Here is a 25889-nt window from a genome sequence, read left to right as displayed (position 1 = left end):
GCGGTGGCCTTACAGGGTGCGCTGGAACAGTTCGCGGCCGATCAGCATGCGGCGGATCTCCGAGGTGCCGGCGCCGATTTCATACAGCTTGGCGTCGCGCCACAAGCGGCCGGTCGGGTATTCGTTGATGTAGCCGTTGCCGCCCAGAATCTGGATCGCCTGGCCGGTCAGCCAGGTGGCCTTCTCGGCGGCGTACAGGATGGCACCGGCGGCGTCCTGGCGGGTGGTGCGGCCCTGGTCGCAGGCGCGCGCCACGGCATAGACATAGGCGCGGCAGGCACCCAGGCCGACGTACATGTCGGCGATCTTGGCCTGGATCAGCTGGAAGCTGCCGATCGCCTCACCGAACTGGTGGCGCTCGTGCACGTACGGCATCACCACGTCCATCGCCGCGGCCATCAGGCCCAGCGGGCCGCCGGACAGCACCACGCGCTCGTAGTCCAGGCCGGACATCAGCACGCGCACGCCACCGCCAACCTGGCCCAGCACGTTTTCTTCCGGCACTTCGCAGTCCTGGAACACCAGCTCGCAGGTGGGCGAGGAGCGCATGCCCAGCTTGTCCAGCTTCTGCGCGGTGGAAAAGCCCTTCATGCCCTTCTCGACCAGGAACGCGGTGATGCCCTTGGCGCCGGCGTCCATGTCGGTCTTGGCATAGACCACCAGCACGTCGGCATCCGGGCCGTTGGTGATCCACATCTTGTTGCCGTTGAGCACGTAGCGGTCGCCGCGCTTGTCGGCGCGCAGCTTCATCGACACCACGTCCGAACCGGCACCCGGCTCGCTCATCGCCAGCGCGCCGACCAGGCTGCCGTCGCACAGGCCGGGCAGGAAGCGCTGCTTCTGTTCTTCGTTGCCGTTCTTGCGCAGCTGGTTCACGCACAGGTTGGAGTGCGCGCCATAGGACAGGCCGATGCCGCCGGAGGCACGCGAGATTTCTTCCATCGCCACCACGTGGGCCAGGTAGCCCATGCCGGTGCCGCCGTATGCTTCTTCCACGGTGAGGCCGAGCAGGCCCTGTTCGCCCAGCTTCGGCCACAGGGCCAGCGGGAACTGGTTGCTGGCATCGGCCTCGGCGGCCAGCGGTGCGACCTCGGCGGCGGCAAAATGGGCCACGCTCTGGCGCAGCAGGTCGATGTCTTCGCCAAGGTCGAAGTTCAGGGATGGCACGTGCATTGTGGTGGCTCCACGACGGGATGGCAGGAAATGGACGCACCCGGCGGGGGAGCGGGCGGCGGTCTGCAGGACCGCTGCCCGCACGGGCGATTGGACCCCAGCGTAGCGGGGTTCGGATAAGAAGTGAATACAAATTCAAAAATTGAAACAAGAATCAAAACATGGCCTACAAACGCTCTGCACTGATGGAAGAACGCCTGGCCGGGGCCCGTGAACGGATCCTGCTGGCCACCCGTGAGCTGGTCGCCACCGGCGGCTGGCGCAACGCCCCGGTGACCGCCGTGGCAACCCAGGCGGGGGTATCCACTGGCCTGATCTATCGCCATTTCCCGTCCAAGGCCGAGCTGTTCGTGGAGGTGCTCAACGCCGCGGTGGCCCACGAGGTCGCGATCATGGAGCGCATCGCCAGTGGTCCGGAGGTGGCCAGCGAGCGCCTGCGGCTGGCGATCACCGCCTTCGTTCGCCGCGCCCTGGCCGGGCCGGGGCTGGCGCATGCCTTCATCGTCGAACCGGTCGATCCGGACGTGGAGGCTGAGCGCATGCGTGGTCGTCGCGCCTTCGGCGACGTGTTCCTGCGGCTGGTGGAGGAGGGCGTGGCCGCCGGTGAGCTGCCGGCGCAGGACGCGCATGTGGCCGCCGCCTGCCTGGTCGGCGCCTTCACCGAGGCGATGGTCGGCCCGACCGCACCCAGCCGCGAAGCGCACCGCGACGAAGACGCGCTGGTGGATGCGATCTGCAGCTTCTGCCTGCGCGCGATCGGCGCCCGGTAACGTGGTAGAGCCGGCCGCTGGCCGGCTTCTGCACGATCCATCCGGCGGGATGGCGATGCCGGCCAGCGGCCGGCACTACCGGGCCGGCATGTTGCGCCGCACCAGCAGTGACGCCTGTTGTCGCACGCAAAGCGCGTTCTATACTCGGTCCATCACGCAGTCGCTCAGCCGTGGTCCAACGACTATCAGCCAGGGGTAACGAAGAGTGCGGAATTACGATCTGGAGTTCCTGAAACGCTTCTCCATGGTGATCGCGCTGCTGGCGACCATCACCCTCGGCCTCATCCTCCTAGCCGCCTACATCCACACCCGGATTCCGCCCGAGGTGTCGCCGACTGCGGCCAAGCGCACCGAACAGCGCATCTCGCCCACCGGCGCGGTCTATGCCGGCAGCACCGGCGCCGCCGCGCAGGCTGCGGCCAAGGCCGCCGCGCTGGCCAAGGCCGCCTCGCAGGTGGCCTACGGCGGCACCAAGGACGGCAAGGTCATCTTCGACAACCTGTGCACCGCCTGCCACACCACTGGCGTGGGCATGGCGCCGACGCTGGACCATTCGCACTGGGACAAGCGCATCGCGCAGGGCAAGGACACCCTCTACAAGCACGCCATCGAGGGCTACACCGGCCCGGATGGCGGCATCATGCCGCCCAAGGGTGGCAACCCGGCGCTGACCGAGGAACAGATCCACGCCACCGTGGACTGGATGCTGGGCAACCTGAAGTAGGCGCCGGGACGGCCAAACCGCGAAACGGCGGAAACGTCGGAACATGGAACGGCCAAACGGGATGGCGGAACCGCGGGAAGGGGGTAGAGTCGACTGTTGGTCGACTGCTCTTCCCAACGCCACCGAAAAAGCCCGCGCTGCGCGCGATAGTCGACTAACAGTCGACTCTACCCGCCGGTCGCCCCAATCGCCGCGGTCGTTCTCCGTCTGCCGCCGGCGGCTTTGCCGGCCAAGGCCAAAACCGCGCGCGTCGCTGGGGTTTCGCATTTCAAGGTTAGTCTGTGCGCCTCTTCCATGGAGTCGCCCGTCGATGCGCCGCCGTTCCCTCGCCCTTGCCCTGTCCCTGCTGCTGCCGGCCGGTGCCTTTGCCCAGGCCCAGCCGCAGGCCGCACCGGCCGCGTCGCCCTCCGCTGCGCGCAGCAGCGCCACCGTGGTGCTGACCGCCGCGCCGGCCGACTGGCGTGCACTGGATGGCCAGCGAGTGCGCATCGCCGCACCGCTGACCCTGGCCGGTACCGACGGCCTGGAGCGCTTCGGCCAGCTCACCGTGGCCTTCGATGGCCGCCTCTGGCAGCCGACCGAAGTGGCCACGCCGGGCACTGCCGGCTATGAGCAGGTGATGGCCGACAACCAGCGCCGCCGCCTGGTGCTGGAAGATGGCAGCGATGCCCGCGACCCGGCCAGCGTGGCTTACCTGCCGGGCAACCCGGTGCTGCGCACCGGCATGCAACTGCGCGATGTGCAGGGCATCGTGCGCATGGACGCGCAGGGCCATCCGCGCCTGCAGGTCGAAGGCGCGCTGAAGCTGCCGGAGCTGAAGCGCCCGGCGGTGCCGACCGTGCCGGGCAACCTGCATGTGGCGGCCTTCAACCTGGAGAACTTCTTCAACGGCGACGGCCAGGGCGGTGGCTTCCCGACCCTGCGCGGCGCACGCACGCTGGAGGAACACAAGGCGCAGGTGGCCAAGCTGGTCACCACGGTCAACGCGCTGGGCGCCGATGTCGCCGCGCTGATGGAGCTGGAGAACGATGGCTACGGTCCGCAGTCGGCCATCGCCGAACTGGTCGATGCGCTCAACCGCGACCGCGGCGCGCAGGGCGACTGGCGCTTTGTCGATGCCGGCAACGGCCCCGGTGACAACCCGATCCGGGTCGGCATCATCTACCGCAGCGCGCGCCTGCAGCCGGTGGGCAAGCCGGCCACGCTGACCGGTGGCCCGTTCGTCGAGCACAGCCGCGTGCCGCTGGCGCAGGCCTTCCAGGGCAAGCAGGGCGCGCCGTTCGTGGTGGTGGCCAACCACTTCAAGTCGAAGGGCTGCCGCGACGCCGCCGGTGCCGACGCCGACCACAACGACAACCAGGGCTGCTGGAACGCCACCCGCGTGACCTCGGCGCAGCAGCTGCACGCCTGGCTGCAGACCGACCCGACCGGTACCGGTGCAAAGGACGCGGTGCTGCTCGGCGATTTCAATGCCTACGCGATGGAAGACCCGATCCGCACCCTGCATGACCTGGGCTGGCAGGACGCGTTCAAGGTCGCCAAGGTCGAGCATCCCTACAGCTACGTCTACAACGGCTATACCGGCCGCCTCGACCACGCGCTGTTGAGCCCGGGCATGGCCAAGCGCCTGCGCGGTGCCGCCGAGTGGCACAGCAACGCCGACGAGCAGGATGCCAGCGGCTACCAGGACCGCAACGTGCAGGGCCCGTGGCGCAGCTCCGACCACGACCCGCTGCTGCTGGGTTTCGACAAATAAGGTTCGGCGGGGATCTGCTCTGGGAGGGACCTTGATCGGCACGGATCCTGCCGTTGCTTTTGATCTTCCAGTCCGTCTTCAAGCGAGCCGAGCATCGCAGGTGAATCAGGGGCGAAGAGGCGCCGATGTTTGAGCGCAGCGAGTTCGGCGCCGTCCCCTGGTTCATCGAGAAGCGCAGGGTACCGGTGCACAGCACCGGCTCGCGGCTGGCGGCGCGTTTCTTTTGGTTACTTTTCTTTTCGCGCGAAAAGAAAAGTGACATCCCACCGCGGGCGCGGAAATGGCCCGCCGCAACCAACGCTCACCCCCAGGCGATCAACCCGATCGCCAGCACCGCCAGCGCCAGGCCGGCGCGGTTCCACTTCGTGGTGGCCTCGCCGAAGGCGAACACGCCTACCAGCGCGCCCAGCACCACCACGCCGATGTTCATGCCGGCGAACACGGTGGCCGGGCTGTCCGGCATCGACTGGTGCGCGCGCACATAGAAGAGAATGTTGCCGCCATTGAGCAGGCCCAGCAGCGCGCCCGCGCCCAGGTTGCGCCAGGCCAGCCGGCTGCGGCCACGCGCATGCCGCCACAGCTGCAGCACCAGCATCAGCACGAAGGCCACGCTGAAGCTGGCCAGCACCGCCGCCATCGACGGCGTGCCGGACAGCGCCACCTGCTTGAGCAGCACGTCCACCACCGCGAAGCCGGCCCATACCGCCAGCAGCCAGCCCCAGCCACCGGGCGAGGACGCCACCGCCGGTCCGCGCGGGCGCAGGCTGATGGCTACCATCGCCAGCAGGCCCAGGCCGAGCCCGGCCAGCTTCCACGGTGTGGCAGTCTGGCCGAAGAACAGGAAGGCGGCGGCCAATGACAGCAGCAGCGACAGCCGCTGCGCCACGTCGCTGCGGACGATGCCGGCCACCGCCACCGCGCGGCCCAGCACCAGGAAAATCGAGGGCAGCACCACCGCCAGCGCCAGCAATGACAGCCACGGCGCGTGCGGCGCGCGCAGCGCATCCAGTGGCGGCCGCAGCACCACGGCGGTGAGCGTTGCCGCCACCAGATAGTTCCAGGTGACCATCTGCGAAACATCCAGCTGGCGGCGTCCGGCCACCTTCAACAACACCGAAACCAGCACGCTGCAGATCACGGCCAAAGACAGGTAGAGCATGGGACGGGCACAGGGCAGGGGCGGGGGACGGTATCATGGTGCCATGCACAAGCACTCGTTCCCCGTCGCCCCCGGCGAAACCGCCTGCCTCGAACTGGACGGCCCGGCCGGCCCGCTGGAAGTGGTCGTCGACCTGCCCAAGGCCGATGCGCCGGTGCAGCCGATCGTGGCCATCATCTGCCATCCGCTGTCCACCGAAGGCGGCACCCTGCACAACAAGGTGGTCACCATGACCGCCACCACCCTGCGCGAGCTGGGCATCGCCACGGTGCGCTTCAACTTCCGCAGCGTGGGTGGTTCGGCCGGTGAGTTCGACCATGGCGTGGGCGAGCAGGACGACCTGAAGGCCGTCGCCGCCTGGGTGCGCAGCCAGCGTCCGGACGACCGCCTGTGGCTGGCCGGTTTCAGCTTCGGCGCGTTCGTTTCACTGAAGGCCGCGGCCGAGTTGCAGCCGGAAGCGCTGATCTCGATCGCGCCGCCGGCCGGCCGCTGGGACTTCGACGGCATCGCCCCGCCGGCCCGTTGGCTGGTGATCCAGGGCGAGCAGGACGAGATCGTCGACCCGCAGGCTGTCTACCAGTGGCTGGACTCGCTGGATTTCCCGCATGAGCTGGTGCGCATGCCCGAGACCAGCCACTTCTTCCACCGCAAGCTGATCGACCTGCGCGGCGCGCTGACCCACGGCGTGAAGCACTGGCTGGGCGCGGCGGCATGAGTGCAACCGAGCTGACCCCGTCGCAGCGGTACGCGGAAGGGGTTGCCCGTGGCGACTGGCAGAACGACCCGGCCCAGCATGCGGCGCTGGCCGAGCTGGACCGCATCCACCTGGGCCTGCTGGACAGTGCCGAGGACGGTTGGCTGGACCGCCTGTCCTCGTTCTGGAAGAAGCCCGAGCCGGTCAAGGGCCTGTACTTCTGGGGCGGCGTCGGCCGCGGCAAGACCTTCCTGGTTGATCTGTTCTACGACGGGCTGCCGATCAAGCAGAAGTACCGCACCCACTTCCACCGCTTCATGCGCAGCGTCCACGAGCGCCTGCGCGAGCACCAGGGCCAGAGCGACCCGCTGGCGAAGATCGCCCAGGAATGGCGCAGCAACCTGCGCGTGCTGGTGCTGGACGAGTTCTTCGTCACCGACATCGGCGATGCGATGCTGCTGGCGCGGCTGCTGGAGCGCCTGTTCGCCGAGGGCGTGACCCTGGTCACCACCTCCAACACCGCAGTGGAGAACCTGTACCTCAACGGCCTGCAGCGCGAGAGCTTCCTGCCGGCCATTGGCCTGCTGCAGCGCTTCTGCGTCGAGCTGTATGCCGAAGGTACCGAGGATTACCGCATGCGCGCGCTGACCCGCTCGCCGGTATACCGCGCACCGCTGGCGGCCGACAGCGATGAGTGGCTGGCCACGCGCTGGAACGAGCTGAGCGGCGGCCAGCCGGCCAAGCCCGGCAACATCGAGATCGAGGGCCGCAAGATCCCGGTGCGTGGCCGCGGCAAGAGCATTGCCTGGTTCGATTTCGCCGCGCTGTGCGAAGGCCCGCGCGGGCCCTCGGATTACATCGAGATCGCGCACGAGTTCAACACGGTGCTGCTGGGCGGCATTCCCGCCTTCGACCGCCTGAACGAAGATGCCGCGCGCCGCTTCGTCAACCTGATCGACGAGCTGTACGACCGCCACGTCAACCTGGTCTGCACCGCCAGCACCTCGCCGGTCGAGCTGTACACCGGCCAGCGCCTGCAGGGCGCTTTCGAACGTACCGCCTCGCGCCTGATCGAAATGCAGAGCGCCGAGTACCTGGGTACCCCACACCGGGCGTGAGGGGCCTGCGGGCGTACGTTGCCGGCCAGCGGCCGGCACGACCCCCCTGGGATTCCGGTAGTGCCGGCCGCTGGCCGGCAATGATCGGGGGAAGGGTGCAACGGCGTTTCCCTGCGGCCGCTGCTCCGGCCTGGCCGGCACATGCAGCCTCGCGTCGCTGCCCGGCGGGCGGTCCCGGCGTCCACCGGATTCCCACCGGCTGCCCACCACCTATCCACAGGGTTGTCCCTAGCCAGTTTCATCACTGTCATGTGAAGCTGTCATTGTTCCGTTTTCGCGGTGCGTTGTACCACCGCAATGACGCCTTTCGGGCTTGACTGCGCAGCCCGTTCCGGCAGGTCTGAAGCGTCTGATCCGGACGCCGGTGGCACGATCCTTGCGGCGCAAGGGATTGCCGAATTTCACTACATTTGGCGTTGACGGGCCCCATCACCCCCACTATCTTGTGGCCGTCGGTCGCAGCAACCCCAATTCCAGGGATGCCCGGGTACCCATCCGCGATCGTCAACGGCAGTGGCAGGCGCAGGGTCTCATCCGCTGCGACGCCGTCCTGCCATCCTGGGCTGTCATGTCCCGGGCTGCGTCACCCGATGCATCGAGCACCCACCAATCACGCCAAGAGGACACACGCCGTGACCACCGAATCCAGCGCCACCATCGAGAAGGAAAGCGAATTCCTGTTGACGTCGCCGCCGACGGCCAACGCGATGAGTGTGACCAAGCGCAATGGCACGACCGAACTGGTGGACCTGAACAAGATCGTGCGCGCGGTGCAGCGTTCCTCCGAAGGCCTGCACGCCGTCGATCCGATGCGCGTGGCCACCCGCACCATTTCCGGCCTGTACAACGGCGCCACCACCCGCGAGCTGGACGAACTGTCCATCCGCACCGCCGCCCTGCTGATCGGTGAAGAGCCCGAGTACGGCCGCCTGGCTGCGCGCCTGCTGGCCAACTACATTGCCAAGGAAGTCTCGGGCCAGGAAATCTACGCCTTCTCGCAGTCGGTCAGCCGTGGCCATGAAGTCGGCCTGATCAACGACCGCCTGCTGAACTTCGTGCAGACCAACGCGCGCAAGCTCAACGATGCCATCGACATCTCGCTGGACCTGAACTTCGATTACTTCGGCCTGCGTACCCTGTACGACCGTTACCTGCTGCGCCACCCGCACACCCGCAAGGTGATCGAGACCCCGCAGCAGTTCTTCCTGCGCATCGCCAGCGCGCTGAGCGAGGACGTGTCCGAGACCCTGGCGCTGTACAAGCGCATGGGCAACCTGGACTACCTGCCGTCCAGCCCGACCCTGTTCAATTCCGGCACCACCCACGAGCAGCTGTCCTCGTGCTTCCTGCTGGACTCGCCGCAGGACTCGCTGGAGTCGATCTACTCCAAGTACGGCGACATCGCCCAGCTGTCGAAGTTCTCCGGCGGCATCGGCGTCAGCTACACCCGCGTGCGTTCGCGTGGTTCGCTCATCAAGTCGACCAACGGCCACTCCAACGGCATCGTGCCGTGGCTGAAGACCATGGATTCGTCCGTGGCCGCAGTGAACCAGGGCGGCAAGCGCAAGGGCGCGGCCTGCGTGTACCTGGAAACCTGGCACGCCGACATCGAGGACTTCCTCGAGCTGCGTGACAACACCGGTGACGAAGCCCGCCGCGCGCACAACCTGAACCTGGCCAACTGGGTGCCGGACCTGTTCATGAAGCGCGTCGAAGCCGACCAGGAATGGTCGCTGTTCGATCCGCGCGTCGTGCCGGAGTTCACCGACCTGTTCGGCGAAGCCTTCGAGGCCGCCTACCTGCAGGCCGAAGCCCAGGGCAAGGCCAACCGCACCATCTCTGCCCGCAAGCTGTACGCCCGCATGATGCGTACGCTGGCCGAGACCGGCAACGGCTGGATGACCTTCAAGGACAAGTGCAACCGCGCCAGCAACCAGACCCTGCGTCCGGGCAACGTGATCCACCTGTCCAACCTGTGCACGGAAATCCTGGAAGTCACCTCCAACGATGAAACCGCGGTGTGCAACCTGGGTTCGATCAACCTGGGCAACCACTTCGACGAGCACAACGAGTTCGATTTCGAGAAGCTGGCCGAGACCGTGCGCCTGGCCGTGCGCCAGCTCGACCGCGTCATCGACCTGAACTTCTACCCGATCGAAACCGCCCGCCGCGCCAACCTGCGCTGGCGTCCGGTCGGCCTGGGCTGCATGGGCCTGCAGGACGTGTTCTTCCGCAAGCGCCTGCCGTTCGACAGCGCCGAAGCCCGCGCCCTGTCGAAGAAGATTGCCGAAGCGATCTACTTCCATGCGCTGGAAACCTCCTGCGAGCTGGCCCAGGAACGCGGCAAGCACCCGTCGTTCAACGACACCCGTGCCGCCAGCGGTGAACTGCAGTTCGACGCCTGGAACGTGGTGCCGGAAGACACCGCACGCTGGGACGCCCTGCGCAGCCGCATCAAGGAACACGGCCTGCGCAATTCGCTGATGATCGCGATTGCGCCGACCGCGACCATCGCCTCGATCGCCGGCTGCTACGAGTGCGTCGAGCCGCAGGTGTCCAACCTGTTCAAGCGCGAAACCCTGTCCGGTGACTTCCTGCAGGTCAACCGTTACCTGGTGAACGAGCTGAAGAAGCTGGGCCTGTGGACGCCGGAAATGCGCGATGCCATCAAGCTGGCCGAAGGTTCCATCGCCGGCGTGGCGCAGATTCCGGAAACGCTGCGCGAGGTCTACCGCACCGCGTGGGAACTGCCGATGCGTTCGCTGATCGACATGGCCGCCGAGCGTGGCGCCTTCATCGACCAGTCGGCCTCGCTCAACCTGTTCATGGAAAGCCCGAACATCGGCGCGATGTCCTCCATGTACATGTACGCCTGGAAGCAGGGCATCAAGACCACCTACTACCTGCGTTCGCGCCCGGCCACCAAGATCGCCAAGACCACGGTGAGCGCTGCGGCCCCGGCCAAGGTATTCAGCCCGGACGAAGCCATCGCCTGCTCGCTGGAAAACCCGGAAGCCTGCGAGGCCTGCCAGTAACACACCGCGCGGTGGGTGCCGACCGTTGGTCGGCACTCGAACACCTCGCACCTGTAGAGCCGAGCCATGCTCGGCTGCGGAAAAACACCCACGGTAGGCCGGGCCACGCCCGGCGGCTCACCCAGGAATTCAAGGAAACACCCATGGCCGACAAGCCCAAGCAGATGCTGCTCGATCCCGGTTTTGAACTGACCCTGCGCCCGATGCGCTACCCGCAGTTCTATGACATGTACCGGAACGCGATCAAGAACACCTGGACGGTGGAAGAGATCAACTTCCAGATCGACATCACCGACCTGCACAGCAAGATGTCGCCGGGCGAGCGCCACCTGATCCACCGCCTGGTCGCGTTCTTCGCCACCGGCGACTCGATCGTCTCCAACAACCTGGTGCTGAACCTGTACCAGCATCTCAATGCGCCGGAAGCGCGCATGTACCTGTCGCGCCAGCTGTATGAAGAAGCGCTGCACGTGCAGTTCTACCTGACCCTGCTCGACAACTACCTGCCGGATCCGGAAGAGCGCGCCAAGGCGTTCTCGGCGGTGGAGAACATCGACTCGATCAAGAAGAAGGCCGATTTCTGCTTCAAGTGGATCGACTCGATCCAGAGCCTGACCCGCATCGAGACCCGCGAACAGCGCCGCCAGTTCCTGCTCAACCAGATCTGCTTCGCCGCCTGCATCGAAGGCCTGTTCTTCTTCGCGGCCTTTGCCTACGTGTACTACTTCCGTTCGCGCGGCCTGCTGCCGGGCCTGGCCTCGGGCACCAACTGGGTGTTCCGCGACGAGAGCGCGCACATGGAGTTCGCGTTCGAGTCGGTGCGCGTGGTGCGTGAGGAAGAACCGGACCTGTTCGACGAAGAGATGAAGCAGCAGGTCTACGACATGCTGGCCGAAGCCATCGAATGCGAAGTGCAGTTCGCCGAGGACGTGCTGTCCGGCGGCGTGGCCGGCATCTCCACCCGCGACATGCGCCAGTACCTGCAGCACTGTGCCGACCAGCACTTCGCCAAGCTGGGCATGGAAAAGAAGTACAACGTGCGCAACCCGCTGCCGTTCATGGAACTGCAGGACGTGCAGGAACTGACCAACTTCTTCGAACGCCGCGTCTCGGCCTACCAGGTCGGCGTGCAGGGCGAAGTCGCCTTCGACATGAACTTCTGATCGAACCGGCCCGGCCTGTCGCAACGAAGAACCCCGGCCAATGCCGGGGTTTTTCGTTGCGCATCAGAAGGATGAGCTATTCTCGCTGGACGCCAGTGGTGGCGGTGCTTCGCATCCATGCCGGGCCTGGGGAGGAAGAGGGGATGCCACTGCAGGAATGACGCGTGGACAATCCCAGCGCCGGGTTCCCGTGCGCGTGGTCCTGCCATGGTGGCGCAACTGAATGGACCCCGGAGGTCGCAATGGAGACTGCAGTGCCTGGAACAGCAACCCGCAGGACCGTGTTTCGTGGGTGGACGGGAGGACTGTTCGCCGTCCTGGTCGCCTGTCCGTCCCTCGCCCATGGCACGAACTGCGATTCCAAGGTGACCAACGTTTCCATCGACGCCAGCGGCAAGGTGTTCGTGGCGACCACCGTCTCGCCCATCCACGCGGTCTGCAACATCGTCAGCAAAGGCGACTTCAGCATGCCGCCGGAGGTCTGCAAGGCGACCTACGCGATGCTGATGAGTGCGAAGGTCTCTGCCATTCCCATCCGCCTGTACTACACCAGCGTGCCGCAATGTGGCGATATCAAGGCCTGGTCGGCACAACCGAGCTTCTACCACGCTGAACTGTTCTGATTACGGGGCCGGGCGTATCGCCTGGAGGGCACGCCGCGATCAGCGCCGCCCTTCCACCGCCATGCGCACCGCCAGTCCGGCCAGCACCGCGCCCATCAGCCAGCGCTGCACCATCTGCCAGGTCGGGCGTGCGGCCAGGAAGCCGGCGATGCTGCCGGCGGTCAGCGCGATCATGCCGTTCACGCTGACGCTGACCAGGATCTGGGTCGAGCCCAGCACGATCGACTGCATCAGCACGCTGCCTTCGCTGTCCGGGTGCAGGAACTGCGGCAGCAGCGACAGGTACATCACCGCCACTTTCGGGTTCAGCAGATTGGTCAGGAATCCCATCGTGAACAGCTTGCGCGGGCTGTCCTGCGGCAGTTCGCGCACCGCGAACGGCGAACGGCCACCGGGCTTGAGCGCCTGCCAGGCCAGGTACAGCAGGTACAGCGCGCCACCGATGCGCAGCGCGTCGTAGGCGAACGGTACGGTCATCAGCAGGGCGGTGATGCCCAGTGCCGCGCACAGCATGTAGAACACGAAGCCCAGTGCCACCCCGCCCAGCGAGATCAGTCCCGCCATCGGCCCCTGGCAGATCGAGCGCGAGATGACGTAGATCATGTTCGGCCCGGGCGTGAGCACCATGGCCAGCGAAACCAGCGCAAAGGCCAGCAGATCGGAAGTGGCGGGCATGGGGGGTCCTGGCAGTGGGCGTGAAGCAGTGTAACGCCTGCTGCAGGCGCGGCCTGCGCAGGCACCGCTGCCGGGTGACCGTTGCACGTGCATTCCGATGGCCGTCACGCCGGTCGCTTAGAATCCGCAGCACCCCACACCGAAGCTCCCCCATGACCCCGATCCCCGAGACCGTGCCGCCCATCGAAGTGCGCATGGCCGAAATCGTCTTCCCCAACCACACCAACCACCTCGGCACCCTGTTCGGTGGCCAGGCACTGGCGTGGATGGACAAGGCCGCGTTCCTGGCCGCCGCCCGCTACTCGCGCCGTACCGTGGTGACCGCGCGCAGCGACCAGGTCGACTTCAAGCTGCCGATCCGCATCGGCCAGATGGTGGAAACCATCGGCCGCATCGTTGAAGTCGGCCGCAGCTCGATGAAGGTGGAGGTGGAACTGGTCGCCGAAGACCTGCACAGCGGCGAGCGCAAGCTGTGCACCCGCGGCCACTTCGTGATGATCGCGCTGGACGAGGAAGGCCACCCGATCGCGGTGCCGCCGCTGCCGGCGGCCTGACCCGGACAACCGACCGGCGCTTGCGGGGGCGCCGCAGCGCCCCCATCTGGCAGCCATGAGCCTGCCACTGACCGACTTCATCGACCGCGCCCAGCGCCTGTTCGTGCTGACCGGCGCCGGCTGCAGCACCGCCTCGGGCATTCCCGATTACCGCGACAGCGACGGCCAGTGGAAACGCACGCCACCGGTGACCTACCAGGCCTTCATGGGCGAGGCCGCTACCCGCCAGCGCTACTGGGCGCGCAGCCTGCTGGGCTGGCCGCGCTTCGGCCTGGCCCGGCCCAATGGTACCCACCAGGCCCTGGCCGCACTGGAAAGCCGTGGCAAGCTGCAGGTGCTGCTGACCCAGAACGTGGACGGCCTGCACCAGCGCGCCGGCAGCCGTAACGTGATCGACCTGCATGGCCGCCTGGACCTGGTGCGCTGCATGGGCTGCGAGCGCCGCAGTGGCCGCGAGGACTTCCAGCAGCGCCTGCTGGACGCCAACCCCGGCTGGGATGCGCTGGAGGCCGGCGTCGCGCCTGATGGCGACGCCGACCTGGAGACCGATTTCTCCAGCTTCGTGGTACCCGGGTGCCCGCACTGCGGCGGGGTGTTGAAGCCGGACGTGGTGCTTTTCGGCGAAAACGTGCCGCGCGAGCGGGTGGAGGCGGTGCACGAGCACCTGCAGCAGGCCGACGCCGTGCTGGTGGTGGGCTCGTCGCTGATGGTCTATTCCGGCTTCCGCTTCGTGCAGGCGGCGGCCAAAGCAGGACTGCCGGTGGCGGCGTTGAACCGTGGCCGCACCCGTGCAGACGACCTGCTGCAGTTCAAGGATGAACGCGATTGTGCTGAGGCGCTGGCGTCGGTTATCGAACCATCGGCTGGGTAGAGTCGACTGTCAGTCGACTCTACAGGCCACCCGCCGCCGCGAAACAGCGATCCATCCAGATGGTTGATCCCGGAGCCGTGCGGCGGTGCAATACGCATCCCCTACGTCGTCCATCACTGTCTTGAGCCAGCTGTTTTCGCCGATCTCGTTCGGCCCCCTGACCCTGTCCAACCGCATCGTCGTCGCGCCGATGTGCCAGTACTCCGCCGAAGACGGCCGCGCCAGCGACTGGCATGCCATGCACCTGGGCAACCTCGCGCAATCCGGCGCCGGCCTGCTGATCCTGGAAGCCACCGCGGTCGAGCCGCGTGGCCGCATCAGCTGGGCCGACCTGGGCCTTTGGGATGACGGCACCGAGGCCGCGTTGGCACAGGTACTGGCCAGCGTCCGCCGCTGGTCGCCGATGCCGCTGGGCATCCAGCTCGGCCATGCCGGTCGCAAGGCCTCGGTGAACCGCCCTTGGGACGGCGGTGGCCAGTTGCCGGCCGATGATGCACGTGGCTGGGCCACCGTGGCGCCGTCGCCGCTGCCGTTCCATGCCGCCGACCCGGCGCCGCAGGAACTGGACGAGGCCGGCATCGCCGAGGTCATCGCCGCCTTCGCCGCCAGTGCGGTGCGTGCCGAGCGCCTCGGCTTCGAGCTGATCGAGCTGCATGCCGCCCACGGCTACCTGCTGCACCAGTTCCTGTCGCCGCTGAGCAACCGTCGCACTGATGGCTACGGTGGCTCATTGCCGAACCGCCTGCGCCTGCTGGTGGAAGTGTTCGACGCCGTGCGTGCGGCGGTATCGGACAAGGTCGCCGTGGGCGTGCGCATCTCCGCCAGCGACTGGGTCGATGGCGGCTGGGATCTGGTGCAGAGCGAAGCGCTGGCCCAGGTGCTGGACGCGCGCGGCTGCAATTTCCTGCATGTCTCCAGCGGTGGCCTGGACGAACGCCAGAAGATCACCGTCGGTCCGGGCTACCAGGTGCCGTTCGCGGCAGCGATCAAGGCCAAGGTGCGCATGCCGGTCATCGCCGTGGGCATGATCACCGAGCCCGAGCAGGCCGAATCGATCCTGCGCCATCGCCACGCCGATGCCGTGGCCCTGGCGCGCGGCATCCTCTACGACCCGCGCTGGCCGTGGCATGCCGCTGCCGCATTGCGCGACAGCGTGGAACCGGCGCCACAGTACCTGCGCTGCGAGCCGCGCGATGCGCGCGGCGTGTTCAAGACGCGCTGAGGCTCACACCCGCCAGGCCGGCGCGATGCCGGCCTGAAGGTGTTCGAACAGCGCGCGGATCTTGGCGGTGAAATCGCGGCGGTCGCTGACGCAGAAGTAGACCTCCATCGGTTCCGGGCGCCACGCGGTGTCGGCGCCGAACACCGCCTGCAGGCGGCCATCGCGCAGGTACGGCTCGGCCACGAATGCGGCCAGCCGGGTGATGCCGGCACCGGCCGCCGCCAGCGTCGCCAGCGCATCGATGTCATCGCAGACCATGCTCGGTGGCAGCGCGGCGTCCACGCGCTGGCCGTCCTTCAGCAGGCCCCAGCGCAATGGCCGGCCATCGGTGGGGAAGCGGTGCAGCAACCCGCGATGACCGCCCAGATCGGAAGGCTGTTGCGGGACGCCGTGCGCCTTCAGGTAGGCCGGCGAGGCACAGAACACGAACGGAACACGCGCCAGCTGCCGCGCGACCACCCCATCCTCCAGCTGCGCCCCGATGCGGATGCTGGCATCCACCGCTTCCGGCCCATGCTGCACGGCGCGGTCGGTCAGGCGCAGCTCCAGCTGCAGTTGTGGGTAGCGCTGCTGCAGTGAAGGCAACAAGGGGGCAAGCACGTGGCGACCGAAGGCGCTGCTGCTGGCGATGCGCAGCGGCCCGGCCGGTTCGATGTCACCGGCGGTGACCATCGCCTGCGCGCGCGCCAGGTCGGCTTCGATGTGGCGCACCTGCGCCAGGTACAGCGCGCCGGCCTCGCTGAGCGCCAGCTGCCGCGTACTCCGGTTCAGCAACCGTACGCCCAGATGGGCCTCCAGCCGGTTGATGTTCTGGCCGACCGCGGTGGCGCTGATGCCAAGGATGCGGGCCGCGGCGGCAATGCTGCCGGTCTCTGCGGTGCGGGTGAAGCTGCGGATCAGTTGCAACAGGTTCATGACCGACCAGCTTGCCACGGGAAGGTCCAAGTATCGCTTGGTACTGAACCAAGCAGGCCGGTTGCACCCGTGATCATCCGGCCGCTGGGCAGGGCGCTGCCCTACACTGTAGCGATGCGCCCCGATTCCATTCTTACCCTGTCCTGCCCCGACCGCACCGGCATCGTCTACCGCGTGTCCGGCCTGCTGTTCGACCACGGCTGCAACATCCTCGACGCCCAGCAGTTCGGCGATGAGGAGAGTGGCCGCTTCTTCCTGCGCGTGCACTTCGACCGCGATGCCGGCCTGCCGCTGGAGACCGTGCACGCCGCCATGGCCACGCTTGCCGAAGGCTTCGGCATGGACTGGCAGCTGCACGATGGCCGACGCCGCGCCCGGCTGCTGGTGCTGGTCAGCAAACAGGGGCATTGCCTCAACGACCTGCTGTTCCGCGCCCACAGCGGCCAGCTGAAGGTGGACATCGCAGCAGTGGCGTCCAACCACGCCGACTTTGCGCCGCTGGCGGCGTCCTACCAGGTGCCGTTCCACCACCTGCCGGTGACCGCCGATACACGCGCGGTGCAGGAGCAGCAGATCATCGACCTGGTCGAGCGCGAGCGCATCGACCTGGTGGTGCTGGCGCGCTACATGCAGATCCTGTCACCCACGCTGTGCCGCGCGCTGGCCGGCCGTGCGATCAACATCCACCACAGCTTCCTGCCCAGCTTCAAGGGCGCGCAGCCGTACCACCAGGCACACGCGCGTGGGGTCAAGATCATCGGCGCCACCGCGCACTATGTCACCGAGGACCTGGACGAAGGCCCGATCATCGAACAGGACGTGGCCCGCGTGGACCATGCGATGGCACCGCGTGAACTGGTGCGGCTGGGCAGCGATACCGAATCGCTGGTGCTGGCACGCGCGGTTCGCCGCCATGTGGAGCACCGCATCCTGCTCAATGGGCATCGCACGGTGGTGTTCCGGTAATCGCCCATCCCGCGTCCGCCGGGCATGGCCCGGCACTACCGAATCCTGGTTTCATCCAATGAAAAGCCCCCGGTTCGGCCGTCCCGCGATCTGTAGGGGGGCGTAGTTGGGGGGCTGGATGAATCGATTGTGTTGTTGTGGGCAGGAGCGCGCAAGCGGCATAAGCGACGTGCGCGGTAGCGCCGGGCCATGCCCGGCGGTCACGCCTCAGACGATCGCGATCCCCGCCTTGCCCAGCGCCTCGCGCACCATCACGTCGTTGGCTTCGGTCACCGGCTTGGTCAGCTCCCACAGGAACTTCACCCGGAAGCCGGACTTCACCGCGTCCTGCGCGCTCCACAGCACGCAGTAGTCACGGGCCAGGCCGCATACGTGCACTTCGCGGATGCGGCGTTCATGCAGCCAGCCGGCCAGGCCGGTGGCCGGGCGCTCGCCATCGGGGCCATGGTTCTCGCGGAAGGCGCTGTACGAATCCACCTGTTGGCGCGTGCCCTTGCGCAGGATCAGGTCGGCCACGGTCCAGTCCACGCCCGGGTGCAGGGCGGCACCGGCGCTGCCCTGCACGCAGTGGTCCGGCCACAGGGTCTGCGGCTGCGCGTGCAGCAGGATGGTCTCGAACGGGCGTTGGCCGGGGTGCTGGCTGGCGAATGAGGCATGGTCGGCCGGGTGCCAGTCCTGTGTTGCCACCACGGTGCGATAGCGGCGCTGCGCCAGCAGATCGGCAATGGGTGCCACCAGCGCATCGCCCTGGTCGCAGGCCAGGGCGCCACCGGGCATGAAGTCCGGCTGCAGGTCGATCACCAGCAGGGCGACATCGGCGGGCAGGGCGGTCATGGCAGTTCCGGTACAACAGAAGGGGCGACCAGCGTGGCCGCCCCATGCCTGCACGTCAATCGTCCTGCGGCGTCCCAGCGTCCTGCCCGTAGTACAACAGGCCGATCTTGATCCGCTCGCGGCCATTCTCGCGGCGATGGCGGTTGGCATCGCGCAGCGAGTACACGCAGCCGCAGTATTCCTGCTGGTAGAACTGCTCGCGCTTGCTGATCTCGATCATGCGGCTGGCACCGCCGCCCTTGCGCCAGTTGTAGTCCCAGTACTGCAGGCCTTCATAGCGCGAGGCGGCGCGGATGCCGCAGTCGTTGATCTGCGCCATGTTCTTCCAGCGCGAGATGCCCAGCGAAGAACTGATGGTGTCGTAACCGTGCTCGTGCGCGTACAGCGCAGTGCGCTCGAAGCGCATGTCGAAGCACATCGTGCAGCGGATGCCGCGTTCGGGCTCGTTTTCCATGCCGCGTGCACGGCTGAACCAGTTGTCGGTGTCGTAGTCGCAGTCGATGAAGGGAATGCCGTGCTGCTCGGCGAAGCGGATGTTCTCCTGCTTGCGCAGCTCGTACTCCTTCACCGGGTGGATGTTGGGGTTGTAGAAGAAGATCGCGTAGTCGATCCCGGAGGCGGTGATCGCCTCCATCACTTCGCCGGAACAGGGCGCGCAGCACGAATGCAGCAGCAGGCGCTTGCCGCCGGCGGGCAGGGTCAGGGTGGGGCGTTGGAGCTCTGTCATCGTCAGGTACCGCATGGACCGCCGGCAACGGCGGTGGCCCATGCATCAGCGCGTGGGTGAACGGGTCTGGCCGGATACCGTGAACAGGACGCGCGCGGCCACACCGCCTGCACGCGCAGGACGACGACGGCCCCGGCAACCTCCCCGCGGAGATTCCAGGTCGAGTCAGGGGACGGTCGTGTCCCCCGGCCGGGGCCGGTATTCGGGCTGATGGACTCGGGCCGCAGCCCACCTACTACCTGCCGCTTCCCAGGCGCGAGCCCAGTGCTGTTGGCAGGATTCGTTTCCATTCACCGCTGCGGGGCAGCTCCGGAATGGACGCGCGAGGCGCCTTCACCGGATTCCCGTTTAAATCCCTCCCCGCGCCGCAGCGATGGGAGGGATACCTTCGGCGTGTGCAAGGTGGACCTGTTGGTGGCGCCGGTCAAGAGCGCAGGGGTCAGAACCCGCTGCGCTGCAACGGGATCCGACCCCAGCGGAAGGAAGGGGTCGGATCCCGCTGCCACGCAGCGGGCTCTGACCCCGGTCGGGATGCACCTTCAATGCCCCACGGCCGCCCGCGTGCGGATGTCGTCCAGCCGCTGGTCGTACAGAAGATGGCCGTTCTCCCACACGGTCACCATTGCGTCCTCGAAGCCGTCCGGCAGGGTGTCGTCGCCGTTGGCCGGCAGTGGCACCGTATGCAGGCTGCCATCGTCCAGGTGGCGCAGCAGGCGCATGCGGCCGCGCTTGCTGGCCTTGCCGGCGTCGGTGACCGGATCCTTGTAGACGTCGATCCACTCGCCCTCGACCCGTGCGGCCGAGCACTTCAGCGCGAACTTCTGCGTATCGCGGTCCAGCCGCTGCAGCAGCGCACCGCCCATGCCGAAGGCCACGTTGTCGGCGGCGTAGCCGTCGTCGGTGATGCGCTGCAGGATCGCGCGGATGGTGTCCGGATTGATGCCATCGCCCTGGATCACCCGCACGTGGTTGAGCACGCGATAGCCCTTGCCGTTGATCGCGTGGCCGAAGGCTTCATCCAGCCGGCGCAGGCTTTCGGCCACCACCTCCACCGGGTCACCCGAGTCGGGACGGATGACCAGGGTGGCGCCCGACGCGATCACGTCATCGCGCAGGGTGGTGCCCCAGTGTTCGCTGATCGCGCGGTAGATGTCATAGCTGTCCGACACCACCGCCACGATCGAACCGGGCTTGCCGAACTGGCGCAGCATGTTGCGATAGGCGTCCACCTCGCGTTCGCGGCCCCAACTGGTGATGGTGCTGTGCTCGGCGGCCGGAATCGAATAGCCGGCCATCGGCGCGTGGTAGTGCGCGCGTGCCAGGCACAGCGCCGACACGGTATCGGTGCCGAGGAAGTTGACCAGGTGCGCGGCACCGCCCAACGCGGCCGATTCCAGGCTCGATACACCGCGCGCGCCGAAGTCGTGCAGCTTGAACGGCAGCTGCTCCTGCGGGTCGTCGCTGGTCTGCTGCAGGAACGCGGCGATGGTCTGCCGTGCGTGCCAGCTGATGGTGGCCACGGTGACCGGATACCACACGCGCAGCAGCAGCGTTTCCAGATACGACGGCACCCAGAACGCAGCCGGATCGGTCGACTCGATGGTCATCAGTGCCTGGTGGGTGGGCACCACGCTGCCCTCGGGAACGGCGCGGATGCGCACCGGCAGGTGGCCGCCAAGCCGGTCGACGATATCGCGCCAGCCGGCCTCGTTGAACGGTTCGCCGTGCGCGGCGAATACCGCAGCAGCGTCGTCGATGTCGGCGTGGGTGACCGGTCGTGCCAGCGCGTCCTTGAGGATCGCCTGCAGGCCGAAGAACACCGTGCGATCGTGCAGGCCGCCACGTGATTCGACGTAGAAGAACGTGGCATCGGTACCCGGCGGGTACTGCAGCCAATGGCTGGCCTTGTAGCTGTCGGTGTTGAGGAGAAGATTATCGAGGTAGTGCATGACGGAAGCTCCTTCGCGTCGAGTGACACCAGCGGTCTGTCCGCCAGTGGGGAGGCCGGGCCTGTCAGCCGCGGCCGAGGAAATACTCCAGGATGTGCAGGTGGTCTTCGAACAGCTGCGGGCCCATGTCCAGGGCTTCACTCACCGGTATCCAGCGCGCCTTGTCAGCGTCATCGCCGCCGCGCACCGGCGGCAGTTCACCGGCCGGGAATTCGAAGTGGAAACCGTGGGTGATGGTGCGGCCGCGCTGGCTGCGGTCGGGGTGGTCGAAGACCTGCTGGCCCTTCAGCGACCCCTTCAGCACCGGCAGCGGAATCTTCAGCCGGGTTTCCTCGCGTAGTTCGCGCAGGCAGCTGTCGAGCAGGCTCTGTTCCTGGCCGACGAAGCCGCCGGGCAGCGCCCACAGCCCCTTGCCGGGTTCCGAGCGGCGACGCACCAGCAGCACGTGGCCCGAATGCACCACCACCGCATCGGTGGTGACGAAGGTGGGCGCGTAGGGCGCATCCTTCCAGGCGGCCTTGTACTGTTCGATGAAGCGGTACTCGGCCACCAGCTGGCCATAGGCAGGCGCGCTTTTGCGGAACGCTTCAAGCATGTCGTACACCGGCGCCGGCACATTGCCACGCAGCATCAGCAGCGCACCGTGGAAGTCGACGTCGCCGGCTTCGAACAGGTAGCGCCGCAGCTCGGTGGCCGACAGGGTGGCGGTGTGCTGCACGTCCACCAGCGGCCACTGCGGGAACTCGCGCAGGTAGTAGCTGGACGCGTCCTTGTCCATGCCGATCAGGCCTACCTTCGCATCGGCGGCGGCGCCGTCGTTGCGCAGGGCTTCAGCCACCTGGCGCTGCACGTTGGCGATCCACTGCGCTTCGTTGTACAGGTGGTCACGCAGCGGGCGGATCAGCAGACGGTCGGTGTGGCCATCGAGGGCGGCCTGGATCATCACGGCGCGTTCGGCCACGGTCCAGGGATTGCGCAGGCTGCGGGGGGTATCGGCAGAGCCGACCAGGAAGATCAGCTTGCGGGCCCGGCTCAGGGCCAGGCGGGCAACGGCGGCGTGGCCGTTGTGGAAGGGCTCGAATCGCCCGATGAAGACGAGATAGTCGAATTCCATGAGAATCCCTCATGTCGTTGTGGCAGCCGCGGGTCTGTCCCTTGGCTTGCTGCAGATGCTACGCCGATGGCGGGGCGGGTCAAGCCTGCAGCCGTGCTTTCTGCTGAACGGCGCATCGCGTGCGCGGACTGCGCCGTTGTTCTCAGGCCCTGAGAAGCCCCTGCGCCATACTGGCACCCACGCGGCGGACGGCATGCTCGGGGGCAAGACAGTGGCGGACAAGTACTGCGATCTGGTCATGAAAGGCGGCATCACCAGCGGCATCGTGTACCCCAATGCGGTACTGGCGCTGGCGCGCGAGTATCGCTTCAAGAGCATCGGCGGCACTTCGGCCGGCGCCATCGCCGCCGCCGTGGCGGCTGCGGCGGCCTGCGGTGATCGTCGCCAGCAGGCCGGCGAGCACCTGCCCGGCGATGCAGGCTATGGCGGGTTGTCGGCGGTGTCGGCGCAGCTGTCGCGGCGCGGCTTCATCTACAGCCTGTTCCAGCCCGCACGCGGCGCACGCGCGGCCTATCGCCTGCTGGTGGTGCTGACCGGCAATGCCAGCCTGCCGCACAAGCTGCTGTGCCTGGCCGTTGCCGTGTTCGAGATCGCGCCGCTGGAAGTGCTGGTGTCGCTGGCGCTGCTGCTCGGCCTGGGCTGGTGGGGCGGTGGTTGGAGCGGGGTGGCGGCCACGCTGCTGCCGTCGCTGCTGTGTGCGTACGGTGCGGGTGTGGCCGGTGCCGCGCTTCGTGTGGCACGCGTGGCGCGACGCAATCTGCTGGGCCTGTGCAGCGGCCTCGGCCGCGATGCACGCACGCCGGCACTGACCGAGTGGCTGCACGAATGCCTGCAGCAGTTGTCCGGCAAGCCGCTGGATGCACCGCTCACCTTCGCCGACCTGCACGACGCGCCGCGCTATGCCGGCGAGCCGGACAGCCCGCATGCGATCAGCCTGCAGATGATCACCACCTGCGTGTCGCACAACGAGCCGCGCACGCTGCCGCTGGGCGGCGCGCAGTTCTGGTTCCTGCGCGAGGAATTCGAGCAGCTGTTCCCGGCCAGCGTGGTGCAGTGGCTGGTGACGCAGGCCGGCCCGCCGCTGGAGGTGGAAGGGCGGCAGTACTACCACCTGCCGCCGGGCCCGAAGCTGCCGGTGCTGGTGGCCACGCGCATGAGCCTGAGCTTCCCGCTGCTGATCAGCGCGGTGCCGCTGCATGAACCCTCACGCCGCGAACGACGCTGCGAGCCGACCGCGCCGGCGGCCGACCCCGAGCACAACGTGGCCGACAGCATGGAAGGGCTGACCAGCGCCGGGCAGGCTTGCGGCCCGGTGATCACCGCCTTCCGCATCTGCTGGTTCTCCGATGGTGGCATCAGCAGCAATTTCCCGATCCATCTGTTCGATGCCGCGTTGCCGCGCTGGCCGACCTTCGCCATCAATCTGGTCTACCCGCAGCACGCCGAAGAGGTGAACCACGGCAGCAGTGGCCGCCAGTCGCTGGAGCACGCGGTGTTCCTGCCCACCGAGAACCGACACGGCTGGCAGCGCACCTACCAGTCGATCGCCACACCGCTGGCGGCCGCCGAGCTGGGCCGCTTCCTGTTCGCGGTGGTGGCGACCATGCAGAACTGGCGCGATCTGCTGCAGGCGCGCGCGCCGGGCTACCGCGACCGCATCGTGCACGTCAGCCTGCAGGGCGACGAAGGCGGCATGAACCTGGACATGCCGCAGGAGGTGCTGACCCGCATCGCCGACAAGGGCAGCCTCGCCGGTGCGCGCTTCTGTTCGTTCTCGTTCGAGAACCACTACTGGATCCGCTGGCGCAACCTGGCCTCGGCCTACCAGCGCTACACGCTGGAAGTGGCACGCACCGATGATCCGGCGCAGCAGGTACTGGCCTACCGCGCGGCGTACGCGATGGTTGCCAGTGGCCAGCCGACGCCACCGTCGTACAAGCTGGGCTCGGAAGACAAGCGGCTGGCCGCGCAGCAGCTGTGGGGGTTGATGGTCGAGCAGGGACGTACCTGGGAAGACCTTGGCCCGGACCTCACTGACGGCGCACCGCGTCCGTTGCCGCAGATGAAGGTGACCCCGATCTACTGAGCCGGTAGTAGATCCACGCCGTGCGTGGATGCATTTCGCGCAGGGCCAGAGCGTGCCGACCAACGGTCGGCACCCACCATCAGCATCAGCATCAGCATCACCATCAGCATCAGCATCAGGTTCCAGCAGCAGGAGGAAACTGTCGAAGGCGGGGTGGTGTCGGATTGCGGGGTGTCCGCGGCATGGATGCCGGGGGTCACTTCAGGGACGGGTTCACGGCGTCCCCGCAATCCGACACCGCCCCGCCATCCCACGGAAAGCCCGCTGTTGCTTTTGAGGTTGCCGGCCAGCGGCCGGCACTACCGCAGGTGCAGGGCGCAGCCCTGCAGAACCCCCTATCGCCCCGGCAACTGCGCGAACGCGCGCTGCATGCAGTCCTCGCGCGGGCACACCCGGCAACCCGGCCCGATCGACACCGAGTTCCCCGGGCTCTGTACATCCAGCCCCAGCGAATACACCAGGCGTTCGGCATGCTGCAGGTCGCAGCCCAACGCCACCGCGAACGTCTTGCGTGGCTGGCCATGGCCCACCGGCCCGCTGCTGACCTGCCGCGCCAGCCAGAAGTGGCGCCGCCCATCGGGCATGCGCGCGGTCTGGGTGAGGATGCGGCCGGGCTGGTTGAACGCCTCGTAGACGATCCACAGCGGGCACGACCCTCCCACCTGCGAGAAATGGAAATCGGTGGCCGAATGGCGTTTGGACACGTTGCCGGCACGGTCCACGCGGATGAAGAAGAACGGCAGCCCGGGCGCGCTGCGCCGCGCCAACGTGCTCAGCCGATGACAGACCGCTTCAAAGCCCACGCCGAACTGGTGCGCCAGCAGCTCGATGTCGTAACTGCTGGCCTCGGCCGCACGCAGGAAACGCATGTACGGCATCACCAACGCACCGGCGAAGTAATTCGACAAGCCAATCCGCGCCTGCGCGATGCGTGCCTCATCGGTAAAGCCAGCGCGCGCCACTACCGCATCGATCTGCGGCAGGTAGCCGTGAAGGGCCAGCTCGGCCGCCATCTGGAACGCCTGCTGGCCGGGCTCAAGGTAATCGGGCAGCCACAGCCGCCGCGCACCGGCATCGTATTGCCGTTTCTCGCGCCCGGCCTGCAGTGCGGCCACTTCCACCAGCACGCCATGGCGGTCGGCCAGCAGCTGGCGCAGCCGCGGTGCCACATGCCCGGGCGACAGCCCCCATTCGGCGAACAGCTGCTCGGCCAGCTCGTCCAGTTCGGGGATGTGGTTGTGCATGCGGTTGAAGAACTCGCGCACCTGGTCACCGGCGGGCAGGGTGCTGCCGGCACCGGGCTCGCCCAGCTGGAACTCCAGCGCGGCGGCATGCTCGCGCAGCGCCAGGTGGCGGCGGTGCAGGTCCAGCAGCGCGCGGCTGACCTGCGGCAGGTTGCCGGCCAGGGCGCGCAGCTCGGTCGCGCTGACTTCGGCCAAGCCGAGGTCGCGCAGGGTCTCGCCCAGGGCTTCCTGCAGGGCAGCGGGCTCATCTTCGTCGAACAGTGAGGAAACATCGCCCAATACCTCGCCCAGCTTCTTCTGTACGGCCGGGGTCAGTGGGCGTTTGTTGCGCTCGATCTGGTTCAGGTAACTGGCCGACAGGCCCAAGGCGCGGGCCAGGTCCACCTGGCTGTAGCCGCGCTGTTCGCGCAGCCGTAGCAAGCGCAGGCCAAGCTGCCGCTGGGTGGCTGAATAATTCACAGAATTAACATGAATCGTCTGGCGTGTTGGCCAGATTAAGCGGATTCAGCCCGGAAAT

The 25889-nt window shown here is 67.4% G+C and carries 22 protein-coding genes and 1 riboswitch; of the genes, 13 read left to right on the top strand and 9 right to left on the bottom strand.

What is annotated here, in order from left to right; translation table 11 throughout:
- Positions 1-9 precede the first annotated feature (9 nt).
- Complete coding sequence (locus tag AC5P78_RS07120; protein ID WP_005407660.1) at positions 10-1173, bottom strand: isovaleryl-CoA dehydrogenase; 1164 nt, start codon at positions 1171-1173, stop codon at positions 10-12.
- A 161-nt stretch (positions 1174-1334) separates the two neighbouring features.
- On the opposite strand from AC5P78_RS07120, the gene AC5P78_RS07115 reads away from it, so the two are divergent.
- The 3 genes from AC5P78_RS07115 (at position 1335) to AC5P78_RS07105 (ending at position 4423) form a co-directional block, all read left to right on the top strand.
- Positions 1335-1943, top strand: a complete 609-nt coding sequence (locus AC5P78_RS07115) for a TetR/AcrR family transcriptional regulator (RefSeq protein ID WP_005407661.1) — start codon at positions 1335-1337, stop codon at positions 1941-1943.
- A gap of 205 nt (positions 1944-2148) precedes the next feature.
- The gene (locus tag AC5P78_RS07110) at positions 2149-2667 is read left to right on the top strand and encodes a c-type cytochrome (RefSeq protein ID WP_005407662.1); all 519 of its coding nucleotides are present in this window, start codon (positions 2149-2151) and stop codon (positions 2665-2667) included.
- 310 nt (positions 2668-2977) lie between these two features.
- A complete protein-coding gene (locus AC5P78_RS07105) occupies positions 2978-4423 on the top strand; it encodes an ExeM/NucH family extracellular endonuclease (RefSeq protein ID WP_049397256.1) in 1446 nt (481 codons plus the stop codon).
- A 301-nt stretch (positions 4424-4724) separates the two neighbouring features.
- On the opposite strand, the gene AC5P78_RS07100 is transcribed toward AC5P78_RS07105, so the two are convergent.
- Entirely contained in the window at positions 4725-5582 is an 858-nt protein-coding gene (locus AC5P78_RS07100) for an EamA family transporter (RefSeq protein WP_049395828.1), read from the bottom strand.
- Between the two features lie 43 nt (positions 5583-5625).
- Here AC5P78_RS07100 and AC5P78_RS07095 point away from each other — a divergent pair, with 43 nt between their 5' ends.
- From AC5P78_RS07095 to AC5P78_RS07075, 5 genes are all read left to right on the top strand, one after another.
- Positions 5626-6297, top strand: a complete 672-nt coding sequence (locus AC5P78_RS07095; protein ID WP_012478798.1) for an alpha/beta hydrolase — start codon at positions 5626-5628, stop codon at positions 6295-6297.
- A complete protein-coding gene (zapE, locus tag AC5P78_RS07090) occupies positions 6294-7394 on the top strand; it encodes a cell division protein ZapE (protein WP_033836032.1) in 1101 nt (366 codons plus the stop codon). The genes AC5P78_RS07095 and zapE overlap by 4 nt, the downstream gene beginning before the upstream one ends.
- A 632-nt stretch (positions 7395-8026) precedes the next feature.
- Positions 8027-10429: a ribonucleoside-diphosphate reductase subunit alpha gene (locus tag AC5P78_RS07085; RefSeq protein WP_024956224.1), complete on the top strand. Its 2403-nt coding sequence runs from the start codon at positions 8027-8029 to the stop codon at positions 10427-10429.
- A gap of 143 nt (positions 10430-10572) precedes the next feature.
- Positions 10573-11592 (top strand): ribonucleotide-diphosphate reductase subunit beta, encoded by a 1020-nt coding sequence (locus tag AC5P78_RS07080; protein ID WP_005407669.1) that lies wholly within the window; start codon positions 10573-10575, stop codon positions 11590-11592.
- A gap of 365 nt (positions 11593-11957) precedes the next feature.
- Entirely contained in the window at positions 11958-12215 is a 258-nt protein-coding gene (locus tag AC5P78_RS07075) for a hypothetical protein (RefSeq protein WP_005411932.1), read from the top strand.
- A gap of 39 nt (positions 12216-12254) precedes the next feature.
- Here the strand turns inward: AC5P78_RS07075 and AC5P78_RS07070 are convergent, their stop codons facing one another.
- Positions 12255-12890, bottom strand: coding sequence for a LysE family translocator (locus AC5P78_RS07070; RefSeq protein WP_012478802.1), 636 nt, complete (start codon positions 12888-12890; stop codon positions 12255-12257).
- A gap of 152 nt (positions 12891-13042) precedes the next feature.
- Between AC5P78_RS07070 and AC5P78_RS07065 the strand changes: the two genes are divergently transcribed.
- The 3 genes from AC5P78_RS07065 to AC5P78_RS07055 all read left to right on the top strand — a co-directional run bounded on the left by AC5P78_RS07065 (position 13043) and on the right by AC5P78_RS07055 (position 15537).
- Positions 13043-13444 (top strand): acyl-CoA thioesterase, encoded by a 402-nt coding sequence (locus AC5P78_RS07065; protein WP_005407672.1) that lies wholly within the window; start codon positions 13043-13045, stop codon positions 13442-13444.
- A 55-nt stretch (positions 13445-13499) separates the two neighbouring features.
- Positions 13500-14315: an NAD-dependent protein deacetylase gene (locus AC5P78_RS07060; RefSeq protein ID WP_414498289.1), complete on the top strand. Its 816-nt coding sequence runs from the start codon at positions 13500-13502 to the stop codon at positions 14313-14315.
- 121 nt (positions 14316-14436) lie between these two features.
- The gene (locus tag AC5P78_RS07055) at positions 14437-15537 is read left to right on the top strand and encodes an NADH:flavin oxidoreductase/NADH oxidase (protein WP_005411935.1); all 1101 of its coding nucleotides are present in this window, start codon (positions 14437-14439) and stop codon (positions 15535-15537) included.
- A 3-nt stretch (positions 15538-15540) separates the two neighbouring features.
- Here AC5P78_RS07055 and AC5P78_RS07050 read toward each other — a convergent pair whose 3' ends face one another.
- Complete coding sequence (locus AC5P78_RS07050; RefSeq protein ID WP_012478804.1) at positions 15541-16452, bottom strand: LysR family transcriptional regulator; 912 nt, start codon at positions 16450-16452, stop codon at positions 15541-15543.
- A gap of 114 nt (positions 16453-16566) precedes the next feature.
- Here AC5P78_RS07050 and purU point away from each other — a divergent pair, with 114 nt between their 5' ends.
- Positions 16567-17418, top strand: a complete 852-nt coding sequence (gene purU / locus AC5P78_RS07045; protein ID WP_005411937.1) for a formyltetrahydrofolate deformylase — start codon at positions 16567-16569, stop codon at positions 17416-17418.
- 207 nt (positions 17419-17625) lie between these two features.
- Here purU and pncA read toward each other — a convergent pair whose 3' ends face one another.
- The 4 genes from pncA to AC5P78_RS07025 form a co-directional block, all read right to left on the bottom strand.
- Positions 17626-18252: a bifunctional nicotinamidase/pyrazinamidase gene (gene pncA / locus AC5P78_RS07040; protein ID WP_005411938.1), complete on the bottom strand. Its 627-nt coding sequence runs from the start codon at positions 18250-18252 to the stop codon at positions 17626-17628.
- Between the two features lie 55 nt (positions 18253-18307).
- Positions 18308-18994: an epoxyqueuosine reductase QueH gene (locus tag AC5P78_RS07035; RefSeq protein WP_012478805.1), complete on the bottom strand. Its 687-nt coding sequence runs from the start codon at positions 18992-18994 to the stop codon at positions 18308-18310.
- A 161-nt stretch (positions 18995-19155) separates the two neighbouring features.
- A riboswitch (cobalamin riboswitch) is annotated at positions 19156-19385 on the bottom strand.
- 133 nt (positions 19386-19518) lie between these two features.
- Positions 19519-20928, bottom strand: coding sequence for a nicotinate phosphoribosyltransferase (locus AC5P78_RS07030; protein WP_060380900.1), 1410 nt, complete (start codon positions 20926-20928; stop codon positions 19519-19521).
- A 64-nt stretch (positions 20929-20992) separates the two neighbouring features.
- The gene (locus AC5P78_RS07025; RefSeq protein ID WP_049403797.1) at positions 20993-22042 is read right to left on the bottom strand and encodes a bifunctional nicotinamide-nucleotide adenylyltransferase/Nudix hydroxylase; all 1050 of its coding nucleotides are present in this window, start codon (positions 22040-22042) and stop codon (positions 20993-20995) included.
- A gap of 193 nt (positions 22043-22235) precedes the next feature.
- On the opposite strand from AC5P78_RS07025, the gene AC5P78_RS07020 reads away from it, so the two are divergent.
- Positions 22236-24128 (top strand): patatin-like phospholipase family protein, encoded by a 1893-nt coding sequence (locus AC5P78_RS07020; RefSeq protein ID WP_111686762.1) that lies wholly within the window; start codon positions 22236-22238, stop codon positions 24126-24128.
- Positions 24129-24463: 335 nt separating this feature from the next.
- On the opposite strand, the gene AC5P78_RS07015 is transcribed toward AC5P78_RS07020, so the two are convergent.
- Complete coding sequence (locus AC5P78_RS07015) at positions 24464-25831, bottom strand: helix-turn-helix domain-containing protein (RefSeq protein ID WP_012478808.1); 1368 nt, start codon at positions 25829-25831, stop codon at positions 24464-24466.
- Between the last annotated feature and the right edge of the window lie 58 nt (positions 25832-25889).

It is taken from the genome of Stenotrophomonas sp. YJH_SMC_133 (genome assembly GCF_059370655.1).
This window is presented reverse-complemented; position numbering and strand designations above follow the sequence as displayed.

Bases quoted from the DNA above. Each gene is read 5' to 3' on its own strand.
- AC5P78_RS07030 (WP_060380900.1), bottom strand. From the start codon at position 20,928: ATGCACTACCTCGATAATCTTCTCCTCAACACCGACAGCTACAAGGCC.
- AC5P78_RS07050 (WP_012478804.1), bottom strand. From the start codon at position 16,452: ATGAACCTGTTGCAACTGATCCGCAGCTTCACCCGCACCGCAGAGACC.
- AC5P78_RS07065 (WP_005407672.1), top strand. From the start codon at position 13,043: ATGACCCCGATCCCCGAGACCGTGCCGCCCATCGAAGTGCGCATGGCC.
- AC5P78_RS07035 (WP_012478805.1), bottom strand. From the start codon at position 18,994: ATGCGGTACCTGACGATGACAGAGCTCCAACGCCCCACCCTGACCCTG.
- AC5P78_RS07060 (WP_414498289.1), top strand. From the start codon at position 13,500: ATGAGCCTGCCACTGACCGACTTCATCGACCGCGCCCAGCGCCTGTTC.
- AC5P78_RS07105 (WP_049397256.1), top strand. From the start codon at position 2,978: ATGCGCCGCCGTTCCCTCGCCCTTGCCCTGTCCCTGCTGCTGCCGGCC.
- purU (WP_005411937.1), top strand. From the start codon at position 16,567: ATGCGCCCCGATTCCATTCTTACCCTGTCCTGCCCCGACCGCACCGGC.
- AC5P78_RS07070 (WP_012478802.1), bottom strand. From the start codon at position 12,890: ATGCCCGCCACTTCCGATCTGCTGGCCTTTGCGCTGGTTTCGCTGGCC.
- AC5P78_RS07100 (WP_049395828.1), bottom strand. From the start codon at position 5,582: ATGCTCTACCTGTCTTTGGCCGTGATCTGCAGCGTGCTGGTTTCGGTG.
- AC5P78_RS07020 (WP_111686762.1), top strand. From the start codon at position 22,236: ATGCTCGGGGGCAAGACAGTGGCGGACAAGTACTGCGATCTGGTCATG.
- AC5P78_RS07095 (WP_012478798.1), top strand. From the start codon at position 5,626: ATGCACAAGCACTCGTTCCCCGTCGCCCCCGGCGAAACCGCCTGCCTC.
- AC5P78_RS07120 (WP_005407660.1), bottom strand. From the start codon at position 1,173: ATGCACGTGCCATCCCTGAACTTCGACCTTGGCGAAGACATCGACCTG.
- AC5P78_RS07115 (WP_005407661.1), top strand. From the start codon at position 1,335: ATGGCCTACAAACGCTCTGCACTGATGGAAGAACGCCTGGCCGGGGCC.
- AC5P78_RS07025 (WP_049403797.1), bottom strand. From the start codon at position 22,042: ATGGAATTCGACTATCTCGTCTTCATCGGGCGATTCGAGCCCTTCCAC.
- zapE (WP_033836032.1), top strand. From the start codon at position 6,294: ATGAGTGCAACCGAGCTGACCCCGTCGCAGCGGTACGCGGAAGGGGTT.
- pncA (WP_005411938.1), bottom strand. From the start codon at position 18,252: ATGACCGCCCTGCCCGCCGATGTCGCCCTGCTGGTGATCGACCTGCAG.
- AC5P78_RS07080 (WP_005407669.1), top strand. From the start codon at position 10,573: ATGGCCGACAAGCCCAAGCAGATGCTGCTCGATCCCGGTTTTGAACTG.